This is a genomic window from Planomonospora sp. ID91781 (assembly GCF_015711595.1).
Taxonomy (GTDB): domain Bacteria; phylum Actinomycetota; class Actinomycetes; order Streptosporangiales; family Streptosporangiaceae; genus Planomonospora; species Planomonospora parontospora.
This window is the reverse complement of record NZ_JABTEY010000001.1, coordinates 110625-133206: the sequence shown is the minus strand read 5'-3', so window position 1 is coordinate 133206 and position 22582 is coordinate 110625. Positions and strand designations below refer to the sequence as shown.

General features: G+C 73.0%; 19 protein-coding genes. 11 read left to right on the top strand and 8 right to left on the bottom strand.

All coding sequences use genetic code 11. From position 1 onward, the window contains the following. The first annotated feature begins 77 nt into the window (after nt 1-77). The 9 genes from HS048_RS00580 to HS048_RS00540 all read left to right on the top strand — a co-directional run bounded on the left by HS048_RS00580 (nt 78) and on the right by HS048_RS00540 (nt 9133). Nucleotides 78-704: a 50S ribosomal protein L25/general stress protein Ctc gene (locus HS048_RS00580; RefSeq protein ID WP_068901094.1), complete on the top strand. Its 627-nt coding sequence runs from the start codon at nt 78-80 to the stop codon at nt 702-704. Nucleotides 705-758: 54 nt separating this feature from the next. Next, on the top strand, nt 759-1373 hold the full coding sequence (gene pth / locus HS048_RS00575) for an aminoacyl-tRNA hydrolase (RefSeq protein WP_196465800.1): 615 nt from the start codon (nt 759-761) through the stop codon (nt 1371-1373). A 154-nt stretch (nt 1374-1527) separates the two neighbouring features. Beyond that, nucleotides 1528-2934: a sugar transferase gene (locus tag HS048_RS00570; protein WP_196465799.1), complete on the top strand. Its 1407-nt coding sequence runs from the start codon at nt 1528-1530 to the stop codon at nt 2932-2934. Further along, nucleotides 2934-3746 (top strand): 3'(2'),5'-bisphosphate nucleotidase CysQ, encoded by an 813-nt coding sequence (locus tag HS048_RS00565; RefSeq protein WP_153054502.1) that lies wholly within the window; start codon nt 2934-2936, stop codon nt 3744-3746. Before HS048_RS00570 ends, HS048_RS00565 begins: the two co-directional genes overlap by 1 nt. A gap of 33 nt (nt 3747-3779) precedes the next feature. Then, nucleotides 3780-4694, top strand: a complete 915-nt coding sequence (gene cysD, locus HS048_RS00560; RefSeq protein ID WP_191895205.1) for a sulfate adenylyltransferase subunit CysD — start codon at nt 3780-3782, stop codon at nt 4692-4694. 61 nt (nt 4695-4755) lie between these two features. Then, entirely contained in the window at nt 4756-6018 is a 1263-nt protein-coding gene (gene cysN, locus HS048_RS00555; protein WP_196465798.1) for a sulfate adenylyltransferase subunit CysN, read from the top strand. A gap of 111 nt (nt 6019-6129) precedes the next feature. Then, on the top strand, nt 6130-7092 hold the full coding sequence (locus HS048_RS00550; RefSeq protein ID WP_196465797.1) for a sulfotransferase: 963 nt from the start codon (nt 6130-6132) through the stop codon (nt 7090-7092). Next, complete coding sequence (locus HS048_RS00545) at nt 7089-8033, top strand: glycosyltransferase family 2 protein (protein WP_196465796.1); 945 nt, start codon at nt 7089-7091, stop codon at nt 8031-8033. Before HS048_RS00550 ends, HS048_RS00545 begins: the two co-directional genes overlap by 4 nt. Before the next feature lie 50 nt (nt 8034-8083). After that, a complete protein-coding gene (locus tag HS048_RS00540) occupies nt 8084-9133 on the top strand; it encodes a WecB/TagA/CpsF family glycosyltransferase (protein WP_230880672.1) in 1050 nt (349 codons plus the stop codon). Between the two features lie 43 nt (nt 9134-9176). Here HS048_RS00540 and HS048_RS00535 read toward each other — a convergent pair whose 3' ends face one another. From HS048_RS00535 to HS048_RS00515, 5 genes are all read right to left on the bottom strand, one after another. Next, nucleotides 9177-10079 (bottom strand): sulfotransferase, encoded by a 903-nt coding sequence (locus tag HS048_RS00535; RefSeq protein WP_191895209.1) that lies wholly within the window; start codon nt 10077-10079, stop codon nt 9177-9179. A gap of 94 nt (nt 10080-10173) precedes the next feature. Beyond that, a complete protein-coding gene (locus HS048_RS00530; protein WP_307832325.1) occupies nt 10174-11031 on the bottom strand; it encodes a sulfotransferase in 858 nt (285 codons plus the stop codon). Further along, nucleotides 11028-11927 (bottom strand): hypothetical protein, encoded by a 900-nt coding sequence (locus tag HS048_RS00525; RefSeq protein WP_196465794.1) that lies wholly within the window; start codon nt 11925-11927, stop codon nt 11028-11030. Before HS048_RS00525 ends, HS048_RS00530 begins: the two co-directional genes overlap by 4 nt. Beyond that, complete coding sequence (locus HS048_RS00520) at nt 11924-13219, bottom strand: O-antigen ligase family protein (RefSeq protein ID WP_196465793.1); 1296 nt, start codon at nt 13217-13219, stop codon at nt 11924-11926. The genes HS048_RS00525 and HS048_RS00520 overlap by 4 nt, the downstream gene beginning before the upstream one ends. Continuing rightward, the gene (locus HS048_RS00515; RefSeq protein ID WP_196465792.1) at nt 13216-14403 is read right to left on the bottom strand and encodes a YveK family protein; all 1188 of its coding nucleotides are present in this window, start codon (nt 14401-14403) and stop codon (nt 13216-13218) included. Before HS048_RS00515 ends, HS048_RS00520 begins: the two co-directional genes overlap by 4 nt. Before the next feature lie 326 nt (nt 14404-14729). On the opposite strand from HS048_RS00515, the gene HS048_RS00510 reads away from it, so the two are divergent. After that, entirely contained in the window at nt 14730-15803 is a 1074-nt protein-coding gene (locus HS048_RS00510; RefSeq protein ID WP_196465791.1) for a glycoside hydrolase family 26 protein, read from the top strand. On the opposite strand, the gene HS048_RS00505 is transcribed toward HS048_RS00510, so the two are convergent. From HS048_RS00505 to HS048_RS00495, 3 genes are all read right to left on the bottom strand, one after another. Next, nucleotides 15687-16640, bottom strand: a complete 954-nt coding sequence (locus tag HS048_RS00505; protein ID WP_196465790.1) for a sulfite exporter TauE/SafE family protein — start codon at nt 16638-16640, stop codon at nt 15687-15689. The genes HS048_RS00510 and HS048_RS00505 overlap by 117 nt on opposite strands. Nucleotides 16641-16791: 151 nt before the next feature. Further along, nucleotides 16792-18051, bottom strand: a complete 1260-nt coding sequence (cysC, locus tag HS048_RS00500; protein ID WP_196465789.1) for an adenylyl-sulfate kinase — start codon at nt 18049-18051, stop codon at nt 16792-16794. A 78-nt stretch (nt 18052-18129) separates the two neighbouring features. Next, complete coding sequence (locus HS048_RS00495; protein WP_068901120.1) at nt 18130-18846, bottom strand: bifunctional 2-polyprenyl-6-hydroxyphenol methylase/3-demethylubiquinol 3-O-methyltransferase UbiG; 717 nt, start codon at nt 18844-18846, stop codon at nt 18130-18132. 156 nt (nt 18847-19002) lie between these two features. On the opposite strand from HS048_RS00495, the gene mfd reads away from it, so the two are divergent. Beyond that, on the top strand, nt 19003-22581 hold the full coding sequence (mfd, locus tag HS048_RS00490) for a transcription-repair coupling factor (RefSeq protein WP_196465788.1): 3579 nt from the start codon (nt 19003-19005) through the stop codon (nt 22579-22581). Nucleotide 22582: the final 1 nt, after the last annotated feature.

The window sequence follows — 22582 nt, the reverse complement described above, 5'->3', positions numbered from 1 at the left end:
CGCGCTCGTAACGCCTTCCGCTAGGGCGGGTGAGGGGGAGCGCGCTTTCACCGTCGAGGATCCCTAGGAGATCTGCCGTGTCTGAAGTAGTCATCGCCGCCGAGTCGCGCACCGGTTTCGGCAAGGGCGCCGCCCGCAAGATCCGCCGCGAGCACAAGGTGCCCGTCGTCCTCTACGGGCACGGCACGGACCCCCGCCACCTGTCCCTGCCGGGCCACGAGCTGCTGCTGGCCCTGCGCACGCCGAACGTGCTGATCCGTCTCGAGGGCGCGGTCGACGAGCTGGCGATCCCGAAGGGCGTGCAGCGCGACCCGATCAAGGGCTTCCTGGAGCACGTCGACCTGCTGCTGGTCAAGCGCGGCGAGAAGGTCACCGTCGACATCCCGGTCAACGTGGTCGGCGAGGTCTCCGACGGCATCCTCGACCAGCAGATGGTCTCGGTCTCGGTCGAGACCGAGGCGACGCACATCCCCGAGGGCGTCGAGGTCGACGTCGCGGGCCTGGAGGTCGGCGCCCAGGTCACCGCCGGCGACCTGAAGCTGCCGAAGGGCACGACGCTGGTCGCCGACCCGGAGGCGCTGGTCCTGATCGTCTCCGGTGCTCAGGCCGCCGAGCCGGTCGAGGGCGAGGCCGCCGAGGGCGAGTCCGCCGAGGCCGCCGAGGGTGAGGCCGCGGAGGCCGCCGAGGGCGAGTCCGCCGAGTAAGTTCTCTCTGCTACACCTGTCAGGGCGGCCCGGGAGCGGGCTGCCCTGACGCGCATGGAAGGGGTGCCGGCCGTGGACCGCTGGCTGGTGGTCGGCCTGGGGAATCCGGGGCCGGAGTACGCCGGGAACCGGCACAACGCCGGGTTCATGGTGCTGGACGAGCTGGCCGCGCGGGCCGGGGGGCGGTTCAAGGCGCACCGGTCGCGGGCCGAGGTGCTGGAGGGCCGGTTGGCGGACGCCCCGGTGGTCCTGGCCAAACCGCTGTCGTTCATGAACCTGTCCGGCGGCCCGGTGAAGGCGCTGGCGGACTTCTACAAGGTCGATCCGGCGCGGGTGGTCGTCGTCCACGACGAGCTGGACGTGCCGTACGGCGCGCTCCGGGCGAAGCTGGGCGGGGGCGACAACGGCCACAACGGGCTGAAGTCGATCACGAAGTCGCTGGCGACGCGTGACTACCTGCGGGTGCGGTTCGGCATCGGCCGCCCGCCGGGCCGGATGGACACGGCGGCGTACGTCCTGCGCGATTTCGCGACCGCGGAGCGCAAGGACCTGGCGTTCCTGGTGGACCGGGCGGCGGATGTGGTGGAGTCGCTGGTCCGGGTGGGGCTCGAGGCGACGCAGAACACCTTCCACGCCGTCGATCTGAAGCTTTCGGGCCCGCCCCGCTAGCGGACCCGGCGGACGGCGCGCCGGGGCGTGCGTTCCGGCGTTCGCCCTCCCTTCTTTCTCCTCGCCGATACCATTCCATTACTGTCAGTAGACGAATGGTTACGCGGAGGGGTGCGTGCGCGACGTAACGGCTCTCCATGTGGTGTCCGGGTCCGTGCCGGCGGCGCGTTGGCGGGAGCCGCTCTGGGTGCGCGGGCACCGGGCGCGGGCGGTCGTCGCCGACTTCGGGTGCGCCTCCCTCTCCGGCGCTCTGGCGTTCTTCGTGCGGTTCGGCGAGGTCACGCCGTACGTCGTCCCCTATGTGGTGCTGAGCGCGGCGCTGCCCGTGGTGTGGGTGTGCGCGATCGCGTTGAACCGGGCCTACGAGGCGAGGCTGATCGGTCTGGGCCCGGAGGAGTTCCAGCGGGTCCTGCAGTGCGGTTTCATGATCACTGCTGCGCTCGCGGTCGGCGCGTACGTGACGAAGACCGACGTGGCGCGCGGTTACGTGGTGCTGGCGGTGCCGCTGGCCACGGCCCTGACGCTGCTGGTGCGCTACCGCCTGCGCCGGTCCCTGCACCGGAGGCGGGCACGGGGCGGGTGCATGCGGCGGGTGGTGGCGGTGGGCCACCGGGCGGCGGCGGCGGAGCTGGTCGACCGGCTGCGCCGGGAGCGCTACCACGGCATGGAGGTCGTGGGGGTGTGCGTGCCGCGCGGCGGCGGTCCCGAGGTGGCGGGGGTGCCGGTGCTGGGCGGCCTGTCGGACGTGCCGCTGGTGGTGGGGCAGGCGGAGGCGGACACGGTGGCGGTGCTGGCCTGCCCGGAGATGGACGGCACGGCGCTGCGGCGGCTGGCCTGGCGGCTGGAGAAGACGCACACGGACCTGGTGGTGGCTCCGGCGCTGATGGAGGTGGCGGGGCCGCGGACCACGATCCGCCCGGTGGCGGGCCTGCCGCTGCTGCACGTGGACCATCCGGAGCTCGCGGGGCTGCGGCAGGTGGTCAAGATGCTCTTCGACCGGGTGGGGGCGGGGGCGCTGCTGGTGCTGCTGTCGCCGCTGCTGCTGGCGCTGGCGCTGGCCGTGCGGGTGTCGGGACCGGGGCCGGTGCTGTTCCGGCAGACGAGGGTGGGCCGGGACGGCGCGGAGTTCATGATCTACAAGTTCCGGACGATGGTGACCGACGCGGAGCAGCGGAAGATCACCCTGATGAGCGACGACGGGGGGGTGCTGTTCAAGATCCGGAACGATCCGCGGGTGACCCCGGTCGGCGCCTGGCTGCGCCGCCACTCCATGGACGAGCTGCCGCAGCTGATCAACGTGGTGCTCGGCCACATGTCGCTGGTGGGCCCCCGGCCGCCGCTGCCGGAGGAGGTGGCCCGGTACGGTGACGACGTCCGGCGCCGGCTGCTGGTCCGGCCGGGGATGACGGGGCTGTGGCAGGTGAGCGGGAGGTCGGACCTGAGCTGGGAGGAATCGGTCAGGTTGGACCTGCGTTACGTGGAGAACTGGTCCCTCATGCTGGACCTGCAGATCCTGTGGAAGACTTGGTCGGCTGTCGCGCGAGGGGCTGGAGCTTACTGATGACGATTCGCGACGATCATGTCCTGGCCGGGGATCTGGCGGCCGAGGCCGGCGAGAGGCTGCTGGCGCTGCGGGACGAGGAGGGCTTCGGCGATCCGTCCGCGCTGCGTGCGCGGGGCGACGCCGAGTCGCACCGGTTCCTGATGGAGGCCCTGGCGCGGCTGCGCCCGAGTGACAGCGTGCTGTCGGAGGAGGCGACCCAGCAGGAGCGCCTCGACTCCCGCCGCCTGTCGGCGGAGCGGGTGTGGATCGTCGACCCGCTGGACGGCACCCGCGAGTTCGCCGAGGAGGGCCGCCAGGACTGGGCGGTCCACGTGGCGTTGTGGGAGCGGGGCGTGCTCACCGCCGGGGCGGTGGCGCTGCCCGCGCAGGGCAGGACGCTCTCCACGGCGGAGCCGCCGGTGCTGCCCGGGCCGCCCGCCGGCCCGGAGGCGGCCTCCGGCCAGGAGCCGGTCGCGCGGCCGGGCGGCGGCCGGGTGCGGATCGCGGTGAGCCGGACGCGGCCGCCGGAGTTCGTGCAGAAGCTCGCCTACCTCGTCGGCGCGGACCTGGTGCCGATCGGCTCGGCGGGGGCGAAGATCTCCGCGGTGCTGACCGGAGAGGTGGAGGCGTACGTGCACGCCGGGGGTCAGTACGAGTGGGATTCGGCGGCTCCGGTCGCGGTGGCGCTGGCCTCCGGGGCCCACGCGAGCCGGATCGACGGCTCCGCGCTGACCTACAACCAGGACGACCCCTCACTACCGGATATTCTGGTATCCCTACCAGGACTGGCGCCAACGCTGCTCGCCGGAATCCGGGATCTGCACCGATAGGGGCGCACCCCCAATCCCCGATGGGAGAGTCAGATGCTTCAGCGCGACTACACCACGTCGCAGCTCGATGTCCTCGAGGCGGAGGCCATCCACATCATGCGTGAGGTGGCGGCGGAGTTCGAGCGACCGTGTCTGCTCTTCTCGGGGGGCAAGGACTCCATCGTGATGCTCCGCATCGCGGAGAAGGCGTTCTGGCCCGCGCCGATCCCGTTCCCGCTGATGCACGTGGACACCGGCCACAACTTCTCCGAGGTCATCGAGTTCCGCGACCGGCGGGCCGCGGAGCTGGGCGCGCGCCTGGTCGTGGCGTCCGTCCAGGACTCGATCGACGCCGGGCGCGTGGTGGAGGAGACCGGCCGCCGGGCCTCCCGCAACCGGCTGCAGACCACCACGCTGCTGGACGCGATCGAGGACAACGAGTTCGACGCGGTGTTCGGCGGCGCCCGCCGCGACGAGGAGAAGGCCCGCGCGAAGGAGCGGGTGTTCTCCTTCCGCGACGACTTCGGCCAGTGGGACCCGAAGAACCAGCGGCCGGAGTTGTGGAACCTCTACAACGCCAAGATCCGCAAGGGTGAGCACATCCGGGTCTTCCCGCTCTCCAACTGGACCGAGCTGGACATCTGGGACTACATCCGGCGTGAGGGCATCGAGATCCCGTCGATCTACTACGCGCACACGCGCAAGGTGTTCGAGCGCGACGGCATGCTGCTGGCCGACAGCGAGTTCGTCACCCGGGACGAGGACGAGCAGCTCGTGGAGATGACGGTCCGCTACCGCACGGTCGGCGACATCACCTGCACCGGCGCCGTGCAGTCCGCCGCGGCGACCGTCGAGGAGATCATCGAGGAGATCGCCGCGACCCGGATCACCGAGCGGGGCGCCACCCGCGCCGACGACCGCGCCTCGGAGGCCTCGATGGAGGACCGCAAGCGGATGGGCTACTTCTGATGCGGCACCTTCCCTCCCCGTCCCCCCGCGCACGCCGTACGACCTCTGGAGAGCAGAACTGATGGACATCCTTCGCTTCGCCACCGCGGGAAGTGTCGACGACGGGAAGTCGACCCTGATCGGGCGGCTGCTCTTCGACTCCAAGGCGATCTTCGAGGACCAGCTCGAGGCGGTCGAGCGCACCTCCCGCGACCGGGGCACCGAGTACACCGACCTGTCGCTGCTCACCGACGGCCTGCGGGCGGAGCGGGAGCAGGGCATCACGATCGACGTGGCCTACCGCTACTTCGCCACCCCCAAGCGCAAGTTCATCATCGCCGACACCCCCGGGCACATCCAGTACACCCGGAACATGGTCACCGGCGCCTCCACGGCGGACCTGGCGGTCGTGCTGATCGACGCGCGCAAGGGCGTGCTGGAGCAGTCGCGCCGGCACGCGTTCCTGACGACGCTGCTGCGCGTCCCCCACCTGGTGCTGGCCGTCAACAAGATGGACCTGGTCGGCTACTCGCAGGAGCGGTTCGAGGAGATCCGCGAGGAGTTCACCGCGTTCGCCTCGAAGCTGAACGCGCCGGACCTGACGTTCATCCCGATCTCCGCGCTGCACGGCGACAACGTGGTCTCCCGGTCGGAGAACATGCCGTGGTACAACGGCTCGTCGCTCCTGCACCACCTGGAGAACGTGCACATCGCCTCCGACCGGAACCTGGTCGACGTGCGCTTCCCCGTGCAGTACGTCATCCGCCCGCAGAAGGCGACCGACCCGGCCTTCCACGACTACCGCGGCTACGCGGGACAGGTGGCGGGCGGCGTGCTCAAGCCCGGTGACGAGGTCGTGCACCTGCCGTCCGGGCTGACCACGCGCATCGCGTCCATCGACACGTTCGACGGCCCGGTGGAGGAGGCGTTCGCGCCGATGTCGGTCACCCTGAGGCTGGAGGACGACATCGACATCTCGCGCGGCGACATGATCTGCCGCCCGAACAACCAGCCGCACGTCGCGCAGGAGGTGGAGGCGATGGTGTGCTGGATGACCGACGCGTCCAAGCTGGCCCCGCGCACGAAGCTGACGATCAAGCACACCACCAGGACGGCCCGCGCGCTGGTGCGGGACCTGCACTACCGGCTCGACGTCAACACCCTGCACCGCGACGAGTCGGCGACCGCGCTCGGCCTGAACGAGATCGGCCGCGTCTCGCTGCGCGTCACCCAGCCGCTGTTCGTGGACGACTACGCGCGCAACCGGCTCACCGGCGGTTTCATCCTCGTGGACGAGGCCACCAACAACACCGTCGCGGCAGGCATGATCGTCGAGGCGCGGTAACCGGCCGGTCACCCGCCGTAGGTAGATCCTTTGACCGTTCACTGACTGCGAGGTTACTCTCCGCGATATCGTCGGCACGTTCCGTATCCATAACGGTGAGGATTCGTGCCTGTGTCTGTTCGTCCGCAGCCCACCCGGGTGGTCTTCCTGGGTGGGCTTGGCCGTAGCGGAACCACGCTGCTGGAGCGCCTGCTCGGGGAGCTCCCCGGCTGCGTCGCCCTCGGCGAGGTGGTCCACCTCTGGGCACGGGGTGTGCTGGCGGACGAGGCCTGCGGCTGCGGCGAGCCGTTCGGCGCGTGCCCCTTCTGGCTGAAGGTCGGTGACCGCGCGTTCGGCGGGTGGTCCGCGGAGCGGGCCGAGCGGGTGCTCGAGCTGAGGCGCCGGGTGGACCGCACCCGGCGGATCCCGGGCCTGGCCCGGCTGCTCGCCGAGGAGCGGGCGGGCGCCGGGGTGTGGCGGTCGCCGACCGTGACCGAGGAGCTGGGCGAGTACGCCGTCGCCTACCGCAGGCTCTACGAGGCGGCGGCCGAGGTCGCGGACAGCCCGGTCGTCGTCGATTCCAGCAAACACGCCTCCCTGGCGTTCTGCCTGGCGGCGGCCGGAGTCGACGTGCACGTCGTGCACGTCGTGCGCGACCCCCGCGCGGTCGCGTACTCCTGGCGGCGCCGGGTCGCGCGCCCGGAGGACGGCGTCCCCATGACGGTCTGGTCGCCCGCCCGGACCTCGCTGCACTGGCTGACCCAGAACCTCGGTCTCGAGCTGCTGGCCCGCGAGGGCGTGCCCGTCACCCGGATCCGCTACGAGGACCTGCTGGGCTCACCCGTCCGGACGCTGCGGCGCCTGGCGGCGGGGCTCGGCGTCCGCCCGAGCCTGGGCTTCCTCGGCGACGGCGAGGCCGAGCTGTCGGTGGCGCACACCGCCTCGGGCAACCCCATGCGGTTCACGGTCGGCCGGATCGGCCTGACACGGGACGACGGCTGGCGCACCGGCGCCCCGCCCCGGCAGCGGAGCCTGGTCACCGCACTGACCTGGCCCCTCATGCTCAAGTACGACTATCCCTGGAGGCTCTCGTGAGTCCATCGGTGGGCGTGGTCATCCCCACGCGTGGAGATCGGCCCGACCAGCTGCGCGCGGCCACGTGCGCCGCGCTCGCGCAGGACTACCCGGGCTCCGTCGAGATCGTCATCGTCGTCGACGGCGGCGACCCGTCGCGGGTGGCCGGCCAGGTGGCCGACCTCCTCGCGGGCCGGTCCCCGGCGGTCCGGGGGGAGACCCCGCCGCCGGAGCGCGGCGTGCGGGTGCTGGCCAACCGGTTCACCCCCGGCCTGCCGGGGGCGCGCAACACCGGCATCGCCGCGCTCGGCACCGACCTGGTGGCCTTCTGCGACGACGACGACCGGTGGCTGCCGGGGAAGGTCGACGCGCAGGTCGCGGCGGTGGAGGCGGCGCCGGGGGCGGAGTTCGCCAGCTGCGCCATCGAGGTGGAGTACGGTTCCCGGCGGGTCCCGCGGCTGGCCGGCACCTGCCGGGTGACCCGTGAGCAGCTCGTCCGCTCGCGCATGGTGATGGTCCACTCCTCGACGTTCCTGTTCCGGCGCGGAGCCCTCTGGGTGGACGAGAGCGCTCCCGGAGGCCAGAACGAGGACTGGGACCTGGCCCTGCGCGCGGCCGGCCGCCATCCGATCGTGCATGTCGACCGCCCGCTGGTGCGGGTGCGCTGGGGCGGCTCCATGTACGCGACCCGCTGGGCCGATCGCATCGCCGGTCTCGAGTGGATGCTCGCCCGGCACCCGGATCTGGCCGTAGACCCGCGCGGCGCGGCGCGGATCTACGGCCAACTCGCCTTCCACCACGCGGCCCTGGGCCGCCGGAGGGAGGCGGGCCGCTGGGCCTGGCGGGCCTTCACCGCCAGGCGCGGCGAACCCCGCGCGCCGATCGCCCTGGCCGTGGCGCTCGGCCTGGTGCCCGCCCAGGCGGTCCTCAGCCGCCTGCACCACCACGGACACGGCATCTGATGCGGGCCGGAGCAGGCCACGCCCCGGTGGCCGCGGACGGGTGCCTCGCGATGGCGACGGGACCGAAGGACCCGGCCGGGCGGTTCGGGCCGTTCGGACCGGGGAGGACGGCGAAACCGGTGCAGTCGGTGAAGTCGGCGCTCCCCGCGGACCCGGCCCAGGCGGCGAGGCCGGGGAAGACGGCGGCCCCCGCGGGCGCGGCGCAGGCGGCGAGGCCGGGGAAGACGGCGGCCCCCGCGGGCGCGGCGCAGGCGGCGAGGCCGGGGAAGTCGGCGGCCCCCGCGGGCGCGGCGGTCCCGCGGCAGCGACCGCGACCGGACAAGGCCACCCGCAGGCGGCTCCGCCGCCGCGTCCGGGTGGCGGGCGTCGCGATCGACCCGATGACCGAGACCGAGGTGGTCGACCACGCGGTGGCCGCGTTGAAACGGGGCGAGGGCGGTCACATCGTCACCCCGAACGTGGACATCAGCCGGGCCGTCGCCCGCGACGAGGCACTGCGCCGGCTGGTCGAGGGCGCCGATCTCGCGGTGGCCGACGGCATGCCGCTGGTGTGGGCGGCGAGACTGCTCGGCACCCCCGTCCCGGGCCGGATCACCGGCGCGGACCTGATCTGGTCCCTGTCGGAGGCGGCGGCCTTCTACCGCTATCCGATCTACCTGCTGGGCGGTCCGCCGGGCGTGGCGGAGCAGGCCGCGGTCAGGCTGGTGGACCGCTACCCGGGTCTGCTCGTCTCCGGGGTGGACGCGCCGCCGTACGGGTTCGAGGACACCCCCGAGGGCTACGAGCGGATCCGGGAGGCGATCGTGGCCGCCGGGCCCCGGGTGGTCTTCGTCGGGCTGGGCTTCCCCAAGCAGGACCGGCTGATCGCGGCGCTCCGCGAGGAGCTGCCGGGGACCTGGTTCATCGGCTGCGGGTCGGCCATCGCCTTCGCCGCCGGGGCCGTGCGCCGGGCACCGGAGTGGATGCAGCGGTCCGGGCTGGAGTGGCTCTTCCGCCTGCTCAGCGAGCCGGGCCGGCTGGCGCGCCGCTACCTGGTCGACGACCTGCCGTTCGCGCTGAGACTGCTCACCGTCTGCCTGTTCAAGCGGTTGTTCTCCTGAAGATCCGGGCCTCCCGCCGCTCGGTGCCCGCCGGGGGAGCGGCTCAACCTCGGGCCAGTTCCCTGACCCGCCGGGCGTCCTCCTCGCTGAGGCGGCCTCCCGCCTCGGCCAGGGCCCGGCGGGAGTCCATCGGCCGGTAGGCCGTGCGGGACAGGCCGTGCCAGGCGAAGCCGCGGGCGGTGGAGCCCGGGGCCGTGCAGGCGCGGCGGACGCGTCCCTCGGCGCGCGCGGACCAGGTCAGGCCGGCCCAGTCGTACAGGCGGCGGAAACCCTCCACCGGGGCGGCGGCCAGGTCCTCGTAGCGGACCAGCAGGATCTCCGGGTGCCGGGCGGCCAGGTCGGCGGCGACGGCCGCGGCCGTCCGCCACAGGGCGACGTTCTTGAGCAGCCGGTCCTGGCAGCCGACCAGCGGCCGCAGCTCCTCCACCCGGGGGTGGTCCCGGACCAGCAGCGGCTGCTCCAGCAGCTCGTGGAAGTAGACCGTCCAGCCGAGCCGCTGCCAGCTCCCGGCGAACGCCACCGGGTCGCGGACCAGGATGATCACCCGGCAGCCCAGCCGGTGGGCGAACCAGCCCGCGGAGAACAGCGCGAACGGGTCGTCGAGCAGCGCCCGGCGACCGGTCAGCCGCCCGAGGGTGAACGCGGTGCCGTACCGGACCATGCGGGCCAGGTCGTACGGCGCGCGGTTGCGGCGGAGCTCGGCGAGGAACCGGTAGCGCAGGGAGACGGTGTCGGTGAAGGCCCGCAGCCACGGCTCGTCGTCGTCGGCGCAGATGTACTGGAAGCGGTGGGTGACGTCGGCGTCGAGCACGCCGGGGGAGCGGCCCGGCCGGGGCAGCGGGTTGAGCGGCTCGTTGACGTAGACCAGTTCGCCGCCCGCCGCGAGCATCCTGCCCGTCCAGCTCGTCCCGCTCCGGGGCAGCCCGGTCACCAGTACGGGGGTCACCGGCCGCCTCCGGAGGCCGGTGCCGCGGGAGCGGGGGCGGCCGGACCCCGGTCCCCGGCGCGGGCGGCCCCGGCCGGTCCGGCCGCGCCCCGCCTCAGGACCGCCACGACGGCTCCGCGCCGAGCCAGGGGGCCAGCAGGGCGTCGGACCCCTCGAACCGGGCGGCCAGCTCGCGACGGAGCGACGGGGGCATCGGAGCGGGCCGGGGGCGGGCGTTGTGCCGGTCGAACACCGGGTCGCCGAGGTGCGGCAGGCCGAGGAACCGCAGCACCCGGTCGTAGACGGGCTCCGGCCGGGCGAAGAACTCCCCGCTGTCCAGTACGAGGATCCGCTCCCGGCCGATCAGGGGCTCCACCCGGGCGAGCTGCTCGGAGTAACGGCCCCGGGCCAGGTAGGCGTGGTGGCGGTGGGCGTGGTGCGTCGAGTACGGCGAGGCGACGAGGGACTCCTCCGCCCCGGCCAGCCGCTCCTCCTCCAGCTCCAGGGCTCTGGCGAAGCAGCGTTCGGTCTCGAAACCCCGGGCCAGCTCGTGGGCGTGCGCGGAGAAGGCGCGCTCGACCGGGTCGCGGACCAGCACGATCAGCTTCACCCCCGGCAGGTCCGCGGCGATCCGGGCGGCGGCCAGCGGGTGGAAGAGGTAGTAGGGCGCCGACTCGAAGGCCTGCGGGCGGTGGCCGTGGCGGCGGGACAGGCGCAGGGTCGCCCCCCGCAGCGGGAAGTGCGCGCGGTACCAGGACAGACCGCGGTCGTAGGCCACGTCGAAGTAGTGCACGCCCTTGTGCAGGACGGGCTTGAGCACGAGCGGGTGGCGGGCCAGCGCCCGGTAGAGCGAGGTCGTGCCGGAGCGCTGCGCCCCGACGACCAGGAAGGACGGCAGGACCCGGTTGCCGGAGGTGAGGCGTCCCGTGGTCCGGGACACGGCGTGCACGGAGCGTTTCAGCGCGGGTTTCACACCAGGACCTCCTGGGAGTCGACGACCGGGTTGAGCCATGCGGCGGGCGGGCCGAGCGGCTCGTGCCCGTCGGCGGCGTGCCGGTGGGCCAGCGCGGTCAGGTAGTGGACCGCGGTCAGCCGGGCCTCGCCCGCCGACAGGCCGAACGGGGCCAGCAGCGGCAACGCCTGCGCCACGCACGCGCGGGCGGCGGTCGGCGGGTCCATCCGGCGCAGGGCCCGCTGCAGGAAGTGGTGGAGCGCGTCGAAGCCGAGCGGCACGCCGGTGCCGAACCGCTCCCAGTCCCACACCAGCAGCCGGTCGTCCGGGCCGCGCGCGATGTTCCACGGGGAGAAGTCGCCGTGCCAGGCGAAGCGCTCCCCGCCGATCCCGCTGATCTCACGGATCGCCTCGGCGCGCAGGTCCGCCCCGGCCGCGCCGCGCCGTACGGGCAGGGGGGAGAGCGCGAGGACCGACAGGTCGCGCCAGGAGCCGTGGTGGAGCACGGTCGGCGGGATGACGGTCTTCAGCGGCGTCTCGGCGAGCATGGCGAGCGTCCGCGCCTCGTGCGCGACGAGTTCGCGGGTGCGGTCGGTGTCGCCGATCTTGACGAAGGCGACCGTGCCGTCCGGGCCCCGGGCCTCCAGGACGGGCTTGCGGTTGGCCCGCCGGGCGGGGCGCACGTGGAGGGTCACCCGGATCGGGGTGTCCAGCACCTCGCTCAGGTGGGTCTCGATGCTGTCCCGCCCCGCGGGGACCATGACCCTGCCGCAGGGGTGCCACCACGCCCGCGGGGTGAGCCTGCGGGGGATCAGGGGGTGCGGGAGCAGGCTGTACGGCCGGTCCTCGCCGGGACCGGGGAACAGCAGGCTGATCGTCCGGTCGAGGTAGCGCCGCCGGACCCGGGCGTCGTTCATTCGGTGGCCCCCCGTGCCATGGTGTTCCTCCAGAGCAGTGCGAAAGAGATCAGGTAGAGGATGAGCGGTGTGACCAGCCCGTCGTAGACGAACATGTAGAGCAGGGTGAGGATCATCACCAGGACGCCGGCCGCGCCGATCGGCGAGCGGTCGGACCAGTGGCGCCGGACGGCTCCGGCGAAGAACGCGACGTAGAGCGCGGCGCCGACGAAGCCCTGGGTGATCATCAGGTGCCAGAGCTGGCCGTCGCTGCCCAGCGGCGGGTGGCCGCAGGTGTCGCACCAGTCGCTCTTGCCGGTGGTGATCGTCCGGTAGTTGCCCCGGGCGCTGCGGTTGTTGCCGTAGCCGATGAAGGGGGAGGTGCCCGCCGCGGCGATGGTGGACGACACGGTGAAGGCGCGGATGTCGTTGCTGTGCGGGTTGTCCAGCCGCTGGGCGACCAGCGGCTGGAGCGGGCTCAGGACGAAGGCCAGCGCTCCCGCCGCGACGGCCGCGCACATCACCAGGCGGCGCCGCGCGCTCGTCCTCAGGATCAGGTAGGCGGCGGCGACGCCCAGGCCGATCCAGAGGCCGCGGTTGAGCGAGTAGACGACCGGGATGGAGGCGAGGGCGAGCAGCACGAGCGCGGCCAGGCGGCGGTGCGGCCCGCCGTACACCCACCAGCCGACCACGAACCAGACGAGCAGGACCGAGAGGTTGCTGCCCCAGGCGTTGGCCCACTCGAAGGGCGCCTCGGGGCGGGGCGAGGCGTGCCCGAGGACCTTCTGCATCTGGGCGGCGGTGGGGTGGATCAGGTTCTGCACGAAGGAGTTGCCGCTGATCCACCCGGGCAGGAGCCGTTCGACGGGCGAGGTGAACTGCACCTGCGGTGCGAACACGCCCAGCAGGCCGCCCGCGACGGTCGTGACGAACAGCGCGCCCAGCATGCGCACCAGCCTGAGCTGCGGCAGTTCGTGCTCGGTGAGGCTCCCCAGGTAGAGGACCATGATCGTCATGGAGACGTAGAGGGCCAGGCGCATCAGGTAGCCGATGATCCGCCCCGCGCCGAACTCGCCGTAGGTGTCCGGCGGCATCTCGCCGAGCATGAGCGCGCTGACGAGGTAGCCGGCGAGCAGCAGCAGCCAGATCCCGAACCCCTTCGGCACCCGGACCGGCCGTCGCCGCCACAGGACGACCGCCATCGGCGGAGCGAGCACGATCACCGCCAGCCCGCCGAAGCCCAGCATCCACCAGACGGGGTAGCCGATGAGGAGCACGGCGATGGGCCAGCTCGCCGGGTGCGGGCCTGTCACGGGGGGAACACCCGCCTGCCGGCGGGCGGGGTCCCGCGCAGGGCGGCGTGCACGTCGGAGAGGGCGATCTCGGCCGTGGTGTCGGACTCGGGGAGGGTGGCGCGGGGGTTCCCGCCGCCCGAGGGGATCAGCGTGCCCCCGGCGGGCTCGACGAGGCGCACGGCCCGGGGCTTGTCGGTGGCCGCCTCCGCGGCGACGACCGCGCCGAGCACCGGGACGCGGCTCTCACCCAGCTGCCGTACGGCCCGGGCCACGTCCTGGGACGACGTCCCGGGCAGGGGGACCAGCAGCACGGCGCCGCCGGCGCCTGCCAGGTCGGCCACCTCCCGGCCGGTGACGAGGTCGATGCCGGTCAGGCGGGCGAGGTCGCGGGGGTCGCGGATCCGGGTGTCGAGGCGGTCGCGGATCCAGGCGAGCCCGACTCCGGCGAGCAGGCCGATCATGAAGCCGCTGCCGAGGTACAGGGGAGGGCTGGGCGTGCTGGGGCGGTCCGGGGCGACCGCCTCGCTGATCACCGAACCCGGGGTGACGGCGACGGTCTTGAGCGCGTCGTATTTGACGGTGAGGTTGTAGACCTGGCGGCTGAGGACGCTCCGCCGCTGCAGGGCGATGGTGTGGTCGGCCGTGCCCCGGTCCAGCCCGGGCAGTTCGGCGACCACCTTGGTGAGGCTCTCGTTGACCTGCCTGAGCTTGGACAGGAGCGTCTTGAGCTGGACGGTCAGGGCCTCGTCGGCGGCCTCGCGGCGGTGCGCCAGGTAGGCCTGGGCGTACGCGCTGGCCCCCGCGGCGGCGCTGTTGGGGTCGGCGGCGGTGTAGGAGATCTCCAGGACCGAGGTGTTGGGCGGCACGGCGACGTCGACGGGGCCGGGAGTGCTCTTGAGCGCGGCCTGGGCCTTCTTGGCGACCACGGCGGACTGGGCGATCTGGGCCTCGGTGTCGAGGTTGAGGGCCTCCCGCTGCCGGTTGGTCACCTGGTTGGTCTGCTCCTGGACGCCGGTCGGGGTCACCAGGACGTAGGTGGAGGCGGTGTAGGCGGGCGGGGTGGCCCACAGCAGGGCGCCGCCGCCGCCGGTCCCGGCGGCGAGGCAGAGCAGGAGGGCCGGCCAGCGGCGGCGGAGCAGGGACGCGTAATCCGCCAGGTCTCCGCCGGAGCGGCGGACGGGGGGGTCCGGCGACAGGCTCATGCGTTCGGTCCCTCTCGGGGGCTGGGCCTCGCGGGGGGAGGCTGACGCTGGGAACCCTAGGACTATAGGCCGGAACGCTATTTTCCCGTCCGCATACCCAAGATTTTCCTGGTGCGGTGACGGCCAATCACGCCGAGATAACGGTTGTTTATCCGATATTTCCTCGCCGCTCCGCCGGGGAGGCGGAACGGTCCGGCAAAGTATGCGACGCGGCACGTCCGGAGGATGGGAGGGTGTGTCCCGCGGAAGGTAAAGAAACGCGCGGACGGATCATCTGTGAGGAACCGTTGTATCGGACAAATGCCGATTTAAGGCCAACTCTGAAGATGTCCCTGATCGCCGGCGCCGGTACGGCTCTCGTGCTCGGACTGGGCGCGTGCGGCCAGGCGTCGGGCGTCGCCTCGGAGGCGGCGCGGCACAGCCCGGCCCGCGGCGGGCTGCTGGACCTCCGCACGACGCCGGCGGCGGGCTGCGAGGCCAGCGTGAAGCTCATCCCCTCGTGCGGCGCCTGGTGGGGCGTGGCCCCGGAGGTCTTCACCGGCAGGCCGCCCGACCGGGCGCTGGCCCGGGCCGAGCGCCGCATGGGCCGTACGGCCGGCGTCGTGCACGTCTACCACCGGGAAGGCGAGCTCTTCCCCACCCCGCAGGAGGCGGCGATCGCCCGCGACCCCGCCGGGCGCAGGCTGCTGCTGGTCAACTGGAAGCCGTCGTTCGGCCGCACCTGGGCGGAGATCGCGGACGGGGCGCTGGACAAGCGGATCGACCGGCTGGCCGCGCACATCCGCACGACCTTCCCCGAGCGGTTCTTCCTGACCGTGCACCACGAGCCGGAGAACGACGTGCGGGACGACCCGGCCTCCGGGATGACCGCGCGCGACTACGCGGCGATGTTCCGGCACGTGGTCGAGCGCCTGCGGGCCGGCGGCGTGCGGAACGCGATCACCGTCATGACCTACATGGGCGCGCCCAACTGGGCGGCCGAGCCCTGGTTCGAGCAGCTCTACCCCGGCGACGACGTGGTCGACTGGGTCGCCATGGACCCCTACGCCGACGCCCGGGTCCAGACCTTCGACGGGCTGATCAACAAGACCCGCAAGGAGTTCCCCGACTGGCCGGGGTTCTACCGCTGGATGCAGTGGCGCTTCCCGGGCAAGCCCGTCATGGTCGCCGAGTGGGGCGTGTTCGAGCGCCGGGAGCAGCCGTGGTTCAAGTCGGCGTTCTTCGCCTCGGTCCGCCAGGAGCTGCGGCGCTACCCGCAGATCAAGGCGCTGGTCTACTTCGACTCACCGAGCGCCCCGCGAGGGGACACCCGGTTCGACACCACTCCCGCCGGACGCCGCGCCTTCCGGGAGCTCGCCCGCGACCCCTACCTGAACGCCACCGCGGTGCCGGAGAAGTGACCAGCCGGCCGCTCCGGCGGCCGTCGCACCGCCCAGGATCCAGAGCGTGGCCGCGTTGCCCACGCCGAGGAGCTTGAGCGCCGAGGCGAGCAGCACCACCGCCAGCAGCGCGCGGATGACGCCGCCGGGGGCCCGGGAGGAGATCCGCGCGCCGAGGTAGACGCCGGGGATCGAGCCGATGAGCAGCGAGGTGGTGAGGTCGAGCTGGAAGTCGCCGAAGAACAGGTGGCCGAGGGCGGCCGAGGCGACCAGCGGGACCGCCTGGACCAGGTCGGTGCCGACGAGCTGGTTGGCCCGCAGCGTCGGGTAGAGCGCGAGCAGCGCCACGATGATCAGCGAGCCGGAGCCCACGGAGGAGATGCCGACCACGACGCCTCCGACCATACCGACCAGTAACGTCGGGATCGGGCGCACGACGATCTCGCCGAGGTCCGCCGAGACCGGACCCTCGTGCCGGGCCAGCCAGAACTTGGCCACCAGGCCGGCGACGGCCAGCAGCAGCGCGACGCCCAGGGCGTACTTCACCGTCTGCTGGACCTGCTCCCCGTCGCCGAAGGCCCGCGCGATGAGCACCCCGCTGAAGGCGGCCGGCACCGAGCCCGCGCACAGCCAGCCGACCAGCCGCAGGTTCACGGTGCCGCGGCGCATGTGCACGACCCCGCCGACCGGCTTCATCACGGCCGAGGCCACGAGGTCGCTGGAGACCGCGGCGAGCGGCGGCACGTTGAAGAACAGCATCATCATCGGCGTCATGAGCGCGCCGCCGCCCATGCCGGTCAGGCCGACGACGATCGCGACGAAGAACGATCCGATGACCAGGGGGATGTCGATGCCCATCAGGCGCTCACCGCTTCCTCGCCCGCCGCACGGGCGGTCAGTGTCCTCGGCGTTCTCAGTGTCCTCAGTGTCCTCAGTGCCCTGGGGGGCCCCGGCGTCCTCGGGGGCCTGAACGTCCCCGGCGTCCCCGGTGCCCGTACGGAGATCCCGCTCACCGCACCCAGCCCCCCTGCACAAGCGGGTCCAGCACGGTCCGCACGGCCTGCTCGACCGTGACGGCGGTGGTGTCGACGACCAGGTCGGCGTCGTCGGGCTCCTCGTAGGGGGCGGAGATCCCGGTGAACTCGGGGATCAGGCCCGCCCTCGCCTTGGCGTAGAGCCCCTTGCGGTCGCGCCGCTCGCACTCGGCCAGCGGGGTGGCGACGTGGACGAGCAGGAAGTCGGCTCCCACGGCCTCGACCATCGCGCGGACCTCGTCCCGCGTCGCGGCGTACGGCGCGATGGGCGCGCAGATCGCCAGCCCGCCGTGCCGGGCCGCCTCGGCGGCGACGAAGCCGATCCGCCGGATGTTGAGGTCGCGGTCCTCGCGGGAGAAGCCCAGCCCGGCCGAGAGCAGGTGGCGGACCACGTCGCCGTCGAGGTAGGTCACCGTACGGCTGCCGCGCTCCAGGAGGGCGTCCCGCAGGCCGCGGGCGACGGTCGACTTGCCCGAGCCGGACAGGCCGGTGAAGAAGACCACCAGGCCGCGCCGGTGCGGCGGCCCGGGGAGCGTGACGGGCTCCGGGCCGGCCAGGTGCTCGGCGGCGCCGTAGGCCTCGGCGACGCGCTCGCGCAGCTCCAGGTCGACGGCGTGGTCCTCGCGCGGCGCCAGCGGCACCACGGCGACCGAGACGCCCTTCACCGTGCCGCCTGTGCCCCCGGTGCCCTCCGTCAGCCGGTCGCGGGCCCGGAGCGCGGCGCGGACGACCGCGGGACCGCCCTCGCCGAAGGCCAGGGGGAGCAGCAGGACCGCCGCGCCCAGTTCCCCGGCGGTCGCCTCGATCTCCGTCAGGTCGTCCAGCGGGCCGCGCATGGTGACGGCCAGGACCTCCCGGCCGGCCAGCTCCTCGCGGACCTCGGCGGGAGTACGGCGCAGCCGGGCGAACGGCCCGTGCTCGGGAGCGCCCAGCGCCTCGACCGGCCCGGCGGCCAGGTCGCCGGAGCGCTCGGTCACGGTCAGCACGGCCAGCGGGGCGCCCTCGGGGTCGCGCAGGGTGATCCGGTCGCCGGGGGCGGCCGGGTGGTCGCCGGGCAGCGCGAGCGTGACCGGGGCCGGCCACGGCGTGCCGTCGGCGAGCGTGCCGTGCTCGTCCACGGAGTGCGCGTCGGCCGGTCCCATGAAGCCCGTCAGCGGGTGGTAGGCGCCGGAGAGCAGCAGCTCCAGGTCGGCGAGCTCGCGGGCGTCGGGGGTCCACTCGAAGGGCGCCGTCATCTGCTCCACATTCCCGATCGACTTAGTCGGATATGGCCACTGTAGCCACTCCGGTTGTCCCACATCAACCGGTCCGGTTCAGAGCACTCGCGTGAAGTAGTCCTCCGGCTTGCGGATGATCATGGTGATCTCGTCGTGCGAGGCGGGGATGCGGCCCCGCGAGACGGCCTCGATCACCGAGCACGCGGCGCGCACCAGCGGCCGGTCGGCCGCCGGGCTGCTGGTCCCGAGGAACTCGTCGGTGACCACCAGCCCCCGGGTCAGGCAGTAGGCGCGGATGCCCTCCCGCGAGATGGACGGGCCGTACACCTTGGGCAGCGGCCCCGGCGTGCCCGCGGGGACGAGCTTGGGCCACAGCAGCCGCCGCAGCGGCCACGGGGTCAGCCGGGCGCACGTGCCGTAGGCCGACTCCCGGTCCCGCATCCGCAGCAGCAGCAGCCCGTTCGGCCGCAGGCCCCCGAGCAGCCGGTCGAGCACCAGTTCGGGGTGCTCCAGCCGCTCCAGCAGGAAGGGCGCGTAGACCACGTCGAAGGCCCGGGGTGGCACCGGGATCGACCGCAGGTCGCCCAGCGCCCACGAGGTGAGGTCCCCCCGCGCCGAGGTGTTCGCCCGCACCACCGGGTGGTCCTCGTCGATCCCGACGACGCGGCTCTCCATCTCCAGCTTCAGCGGGTCGGGCCATCCGCAGCCCGCGATCAGGACGTCGAGCCGGCGTCCGCGCCGCTCCGTCCACCGCTCCTGGATCCGTCGCTCGAAGAGGTCGCCCTGTGCGGCGACCGGTCGCATTCCTCTCATATCACTTAGAGTAGTGGAGTGATTACGATAAGTCACATGGCCCCCGATCGTTCCCGTCGGCCGGACCCGGGCAAGTAGTCTTGGACGCGCAACCCCCGTGTCCTGCGCGTCCGGGGGCCTTTCGTGTTGCCGTCGTGGGGGCTGTGGGCGATTTCAATGAGCCTTTCCGGACTGCTTGACCTCGTCGTGGCCGACCCGGCCCTGGACTCCGTGCTGGCGGACGTGCGCGGGGGCGACCTCTCCGACGTCTCCCTCGTCGCGCCGCCCGCGCTGCGGCCCTTCGCCGCGGCCGCCCTGGCCGGCGGCGGCACGGGCCGGGAGGGCGGGACCGCCGGGCACGGCCCGCGGACCGTGCTCGCGGTGACCGCGACCGGGCGCGAGGCCGAGGACCTCGCCTCGGCGCTCTCCAGCCTGCTGGGGGAGAACGCCGTCGCGGTCTTCCCCGCCTGGGAGACCCTCCCGCACGAGCGGCTGTCGCCGCGCAGCGACACCGTCGGCCAGCGCCTGGCCGTACTGCGGCGGCTGTCGCACCCGGTGGCCGGCGACGCCTCGGCCGGGCCGCTGCGCGTCGTCGTCGCGCCGGTCCGGGCGGTGCTCCAGCCGATCGTGCGCGGGCTCGGCGACCTGTCGCCGGTACGGTTGCGCGCGGGCGACGACGCCGACCTCGACGGCGTGGTCCACGCCCTGGTGGGCAGCGGCTACCACCGGGTGGACATGGTCGAGAAGCGCGGCGAGGTGGCGGTGCGCGGCGGCCTGCTCGACGTCTTCCCGCCGACCGAGGAGCACCCGCTCCGCCTGGAGTTCTGGGGCGACACGGTCGAGGAGATCCGCTGGTTCAAGGTCGCCGACCAGCGGTCGCTGGAAGTGGCGCAGGACGGGTTGTTCGCCCCGCCCTGCCGGGAGCTGCTGCTCACGCCCGAGGTGCGCGAGCGGGCCGCGGCGCTGGCCGCCGAGCACCCGGCGCTGGCCGAGACCCTCGACCAGCTGGCCGAGGGCGTGCCGGTCGAGGGCATGGAGGCGTTCGCGCCGGTGCTCGCCGGGGAGATGGACCTGCTCGTCGACCACCTGCCCGGACCGGCGGCGGTCTTCGTGTGCGACCCCGAGCGGATCAGGAGCCGGGCCGACGAGCTCGTGCGGACCAGCCAGGAGTTCCTGGAGGCCTCCTGGATCAACGCCGCGGCGGGCGGGGAGGCCCCGATCGATCTGGGCGCCGCCGCCTTCCGGACGCTGGAGGAGATCCGCGACCACGCCCGCAAGCTCGCGCAGCCGTGGTGGTCGATCGCCCCGTTCGGCGGCGGAGACGACCTCGGCGACGCCGGGGACGCCGGAGATGCGGCCGGCGCGCTGGTCCTGGACGCCCAGGAGGCGGAGGCCTACCGGGGCGACACCCAGCGGGCGCTGGCCGACATCAAGGGCTGGCTGGAGTCCGGCAGGACCGTCGTGCTGCTCAGCGAGGGCCACGGCCCGGCCGAGCGCATGGTCGAGCTGCTCAAGGGCGTCGACCTGCCCGCGCGGCTGGAGCCGGAGATCGGCCCGGCGCCCGACCCCCGGGTCGTGCACGTCACCACGGCCCTGGTCGACCACGGCTTCGTCACCCCCTCGCTGGCGGTGCTGACCCATCTGGACCTGGTCGGGCAGAAGGCCTCCACCAAGGACATGCGCAGGCTCCCCAGCCGCCGCCGCAACATGGTGGACCCGCTCCAGCTCAAGGTCGGCGACCACGTCGTGCACGAGCAGCACGGGGTGGGCCGCTACGTCGAGATGGTGCAGCGGACCGTGCAGGGCGCGACCCGCGAGTACCTCGTGATCGAGTACGCCAAGGGCGACCGGCTCTACGTGCCGACCGACCAGCTGGACGAGGTCACCCGCTACGTCGGCGGCGAGTCGCCCACCCTCAACCGGATGGGCGGCGCCGACTGGGCCAAGGCGAAGACCAGGGCCAAGAAGGCCGTCAAGGAGATCGCCGGAGAGCTCATCCGCCTCTACAGCGCCCGGATGGCCTCGCCGGGGCACGCCTTCGGGCCGGACACGCCGTGGCAGCGGGAGATGGAGGACGCCTTCCCCTACGCCGAGACCGGCGACCAGCTGGAGGCCATCGACGAGGTCAAGCGCGACATGGAGCGCCCGATCCCGATGGACCGGCTGATCTGCGGCGACGTCGGCTACGGCAAGACCGAGATCGCGGTGCGGGCGGCGTTCAAGGCCGTGCAGGACGGCAAGCAGGTCGCGGTCCTGGTGCCGACCACGCTCCTGGTCCAGCAGCACCTGTCCACCTTCGCCGAGCGGTTCTCCGGATTCCCGCTGAACGTGCGGCCGATGTCGCGCTTCCAGACCGACGCCGAGGTCAAGGAGACCCTGCGCGGCCTGTCGGAGGGGTCGGTGGACATCGTCATCGGCACCCACCGGCTGCTCTCGCCGGAGGCCAGGTTCAAGAACCTCGGGCTGATCATCATCGACGAGGAGCAGCGCTTCGGCGTCGAGCACAAGGAGGCCATGAAGCACCTGCGCACGCAGGTCGACGTGCTGGCCATGTCCGCCACGCCGATCCCGCGCACGCTGGAGATGGGCCTGACGGGCATCCGCGAGATGTCCACCATCCTCACCCCGCCGGAGGAGCGGCACCCGATCCTCACCTTCGTCGGCCCCTACGACGAGAAGCAGATCGCCGCCGCGATCCGCCGCGAGCTGATGCGCGACGGCCAGATCTTCTTCGTGCACAACCGGGTCGCCAGCATCAACAAGGTGGCGGCCCGCCTGCACGAGCTGGTGCCCGAGGCGCGCGTCGCCGTCGCGCACGGCCAGATGAACGAGCAGCAGCTCGAGAAGATCATGGTGGGCTTCTGGGAGCGCGAGTTCGACCTGCTCGTCTGCACCACGATCGTCGAGTCCGGCCTCGACGTGCCCAACGCCAACACGCTCATCGTGGACCGGGCCGACAACTACGGACTGTCCCAGCTGCACCAGCTCCGCGGCCGCGTCGGCCGGGGCCGCGAGCGCGGCTACGCCTACTTCCTCTACCCGCCGGAGAAGCCGCTCACCGAGACCGCCCACGAGCGGCTGGCCACCATCTCCCAGCACACCGAGATGGGCGCGGGCATGTACGTCGCGATGAAGGACCTGGAGATCCGCGGCGCGGGCAACATCCTGGGCGCCGAGCAGTCGGGCTTCATCGCGGGCGTCGGCTTCGACCTGTACGTGCGGATGATGTCGGAGGCCGTGCAGGAGCAGAAGGCCAAGCTGACCGGGGCCGAGCCGGAGGAGCGACCCGACGTCAAGGTCGAGCTGCCGGTCAACGCGCACATCCCGCACGACTACGTGACCTCCGAGCGGCTGCGCCTGGAGGCCTACAAGCGCGTCGCGGCGATCTGCACCGACGACGACATCGCGGCGGTCCGCGACGAGCTCACCGACCGGTACGGCAGGCTGCCCCAGGAGGTCGACAACCTGCTGGCGGTCGCGCGCTTCCGGATCCGCGCCCGCAGGGCGGGGCTCACCGACGTCACCCTGCAGGGCCAGCACATCCGGTTCGCCCCCGTGGACCTGCGCGACTCCCAGCAGGTCAGGCTCCAGCGGCTCTACCCGAAGGCGCTGCTGAAGCAGGCGACCGGTACGTTGCTGGTGCCCGTCCCCAAGACCAGACCGCTCGGCGGCCAGCCGCTGCGGGACCTGGACCTGCTCAAGTGGTGCGGCGATCTGGTCGAGGCGATGTTCCTCGAGAACATGCCGGTAAAGTGAA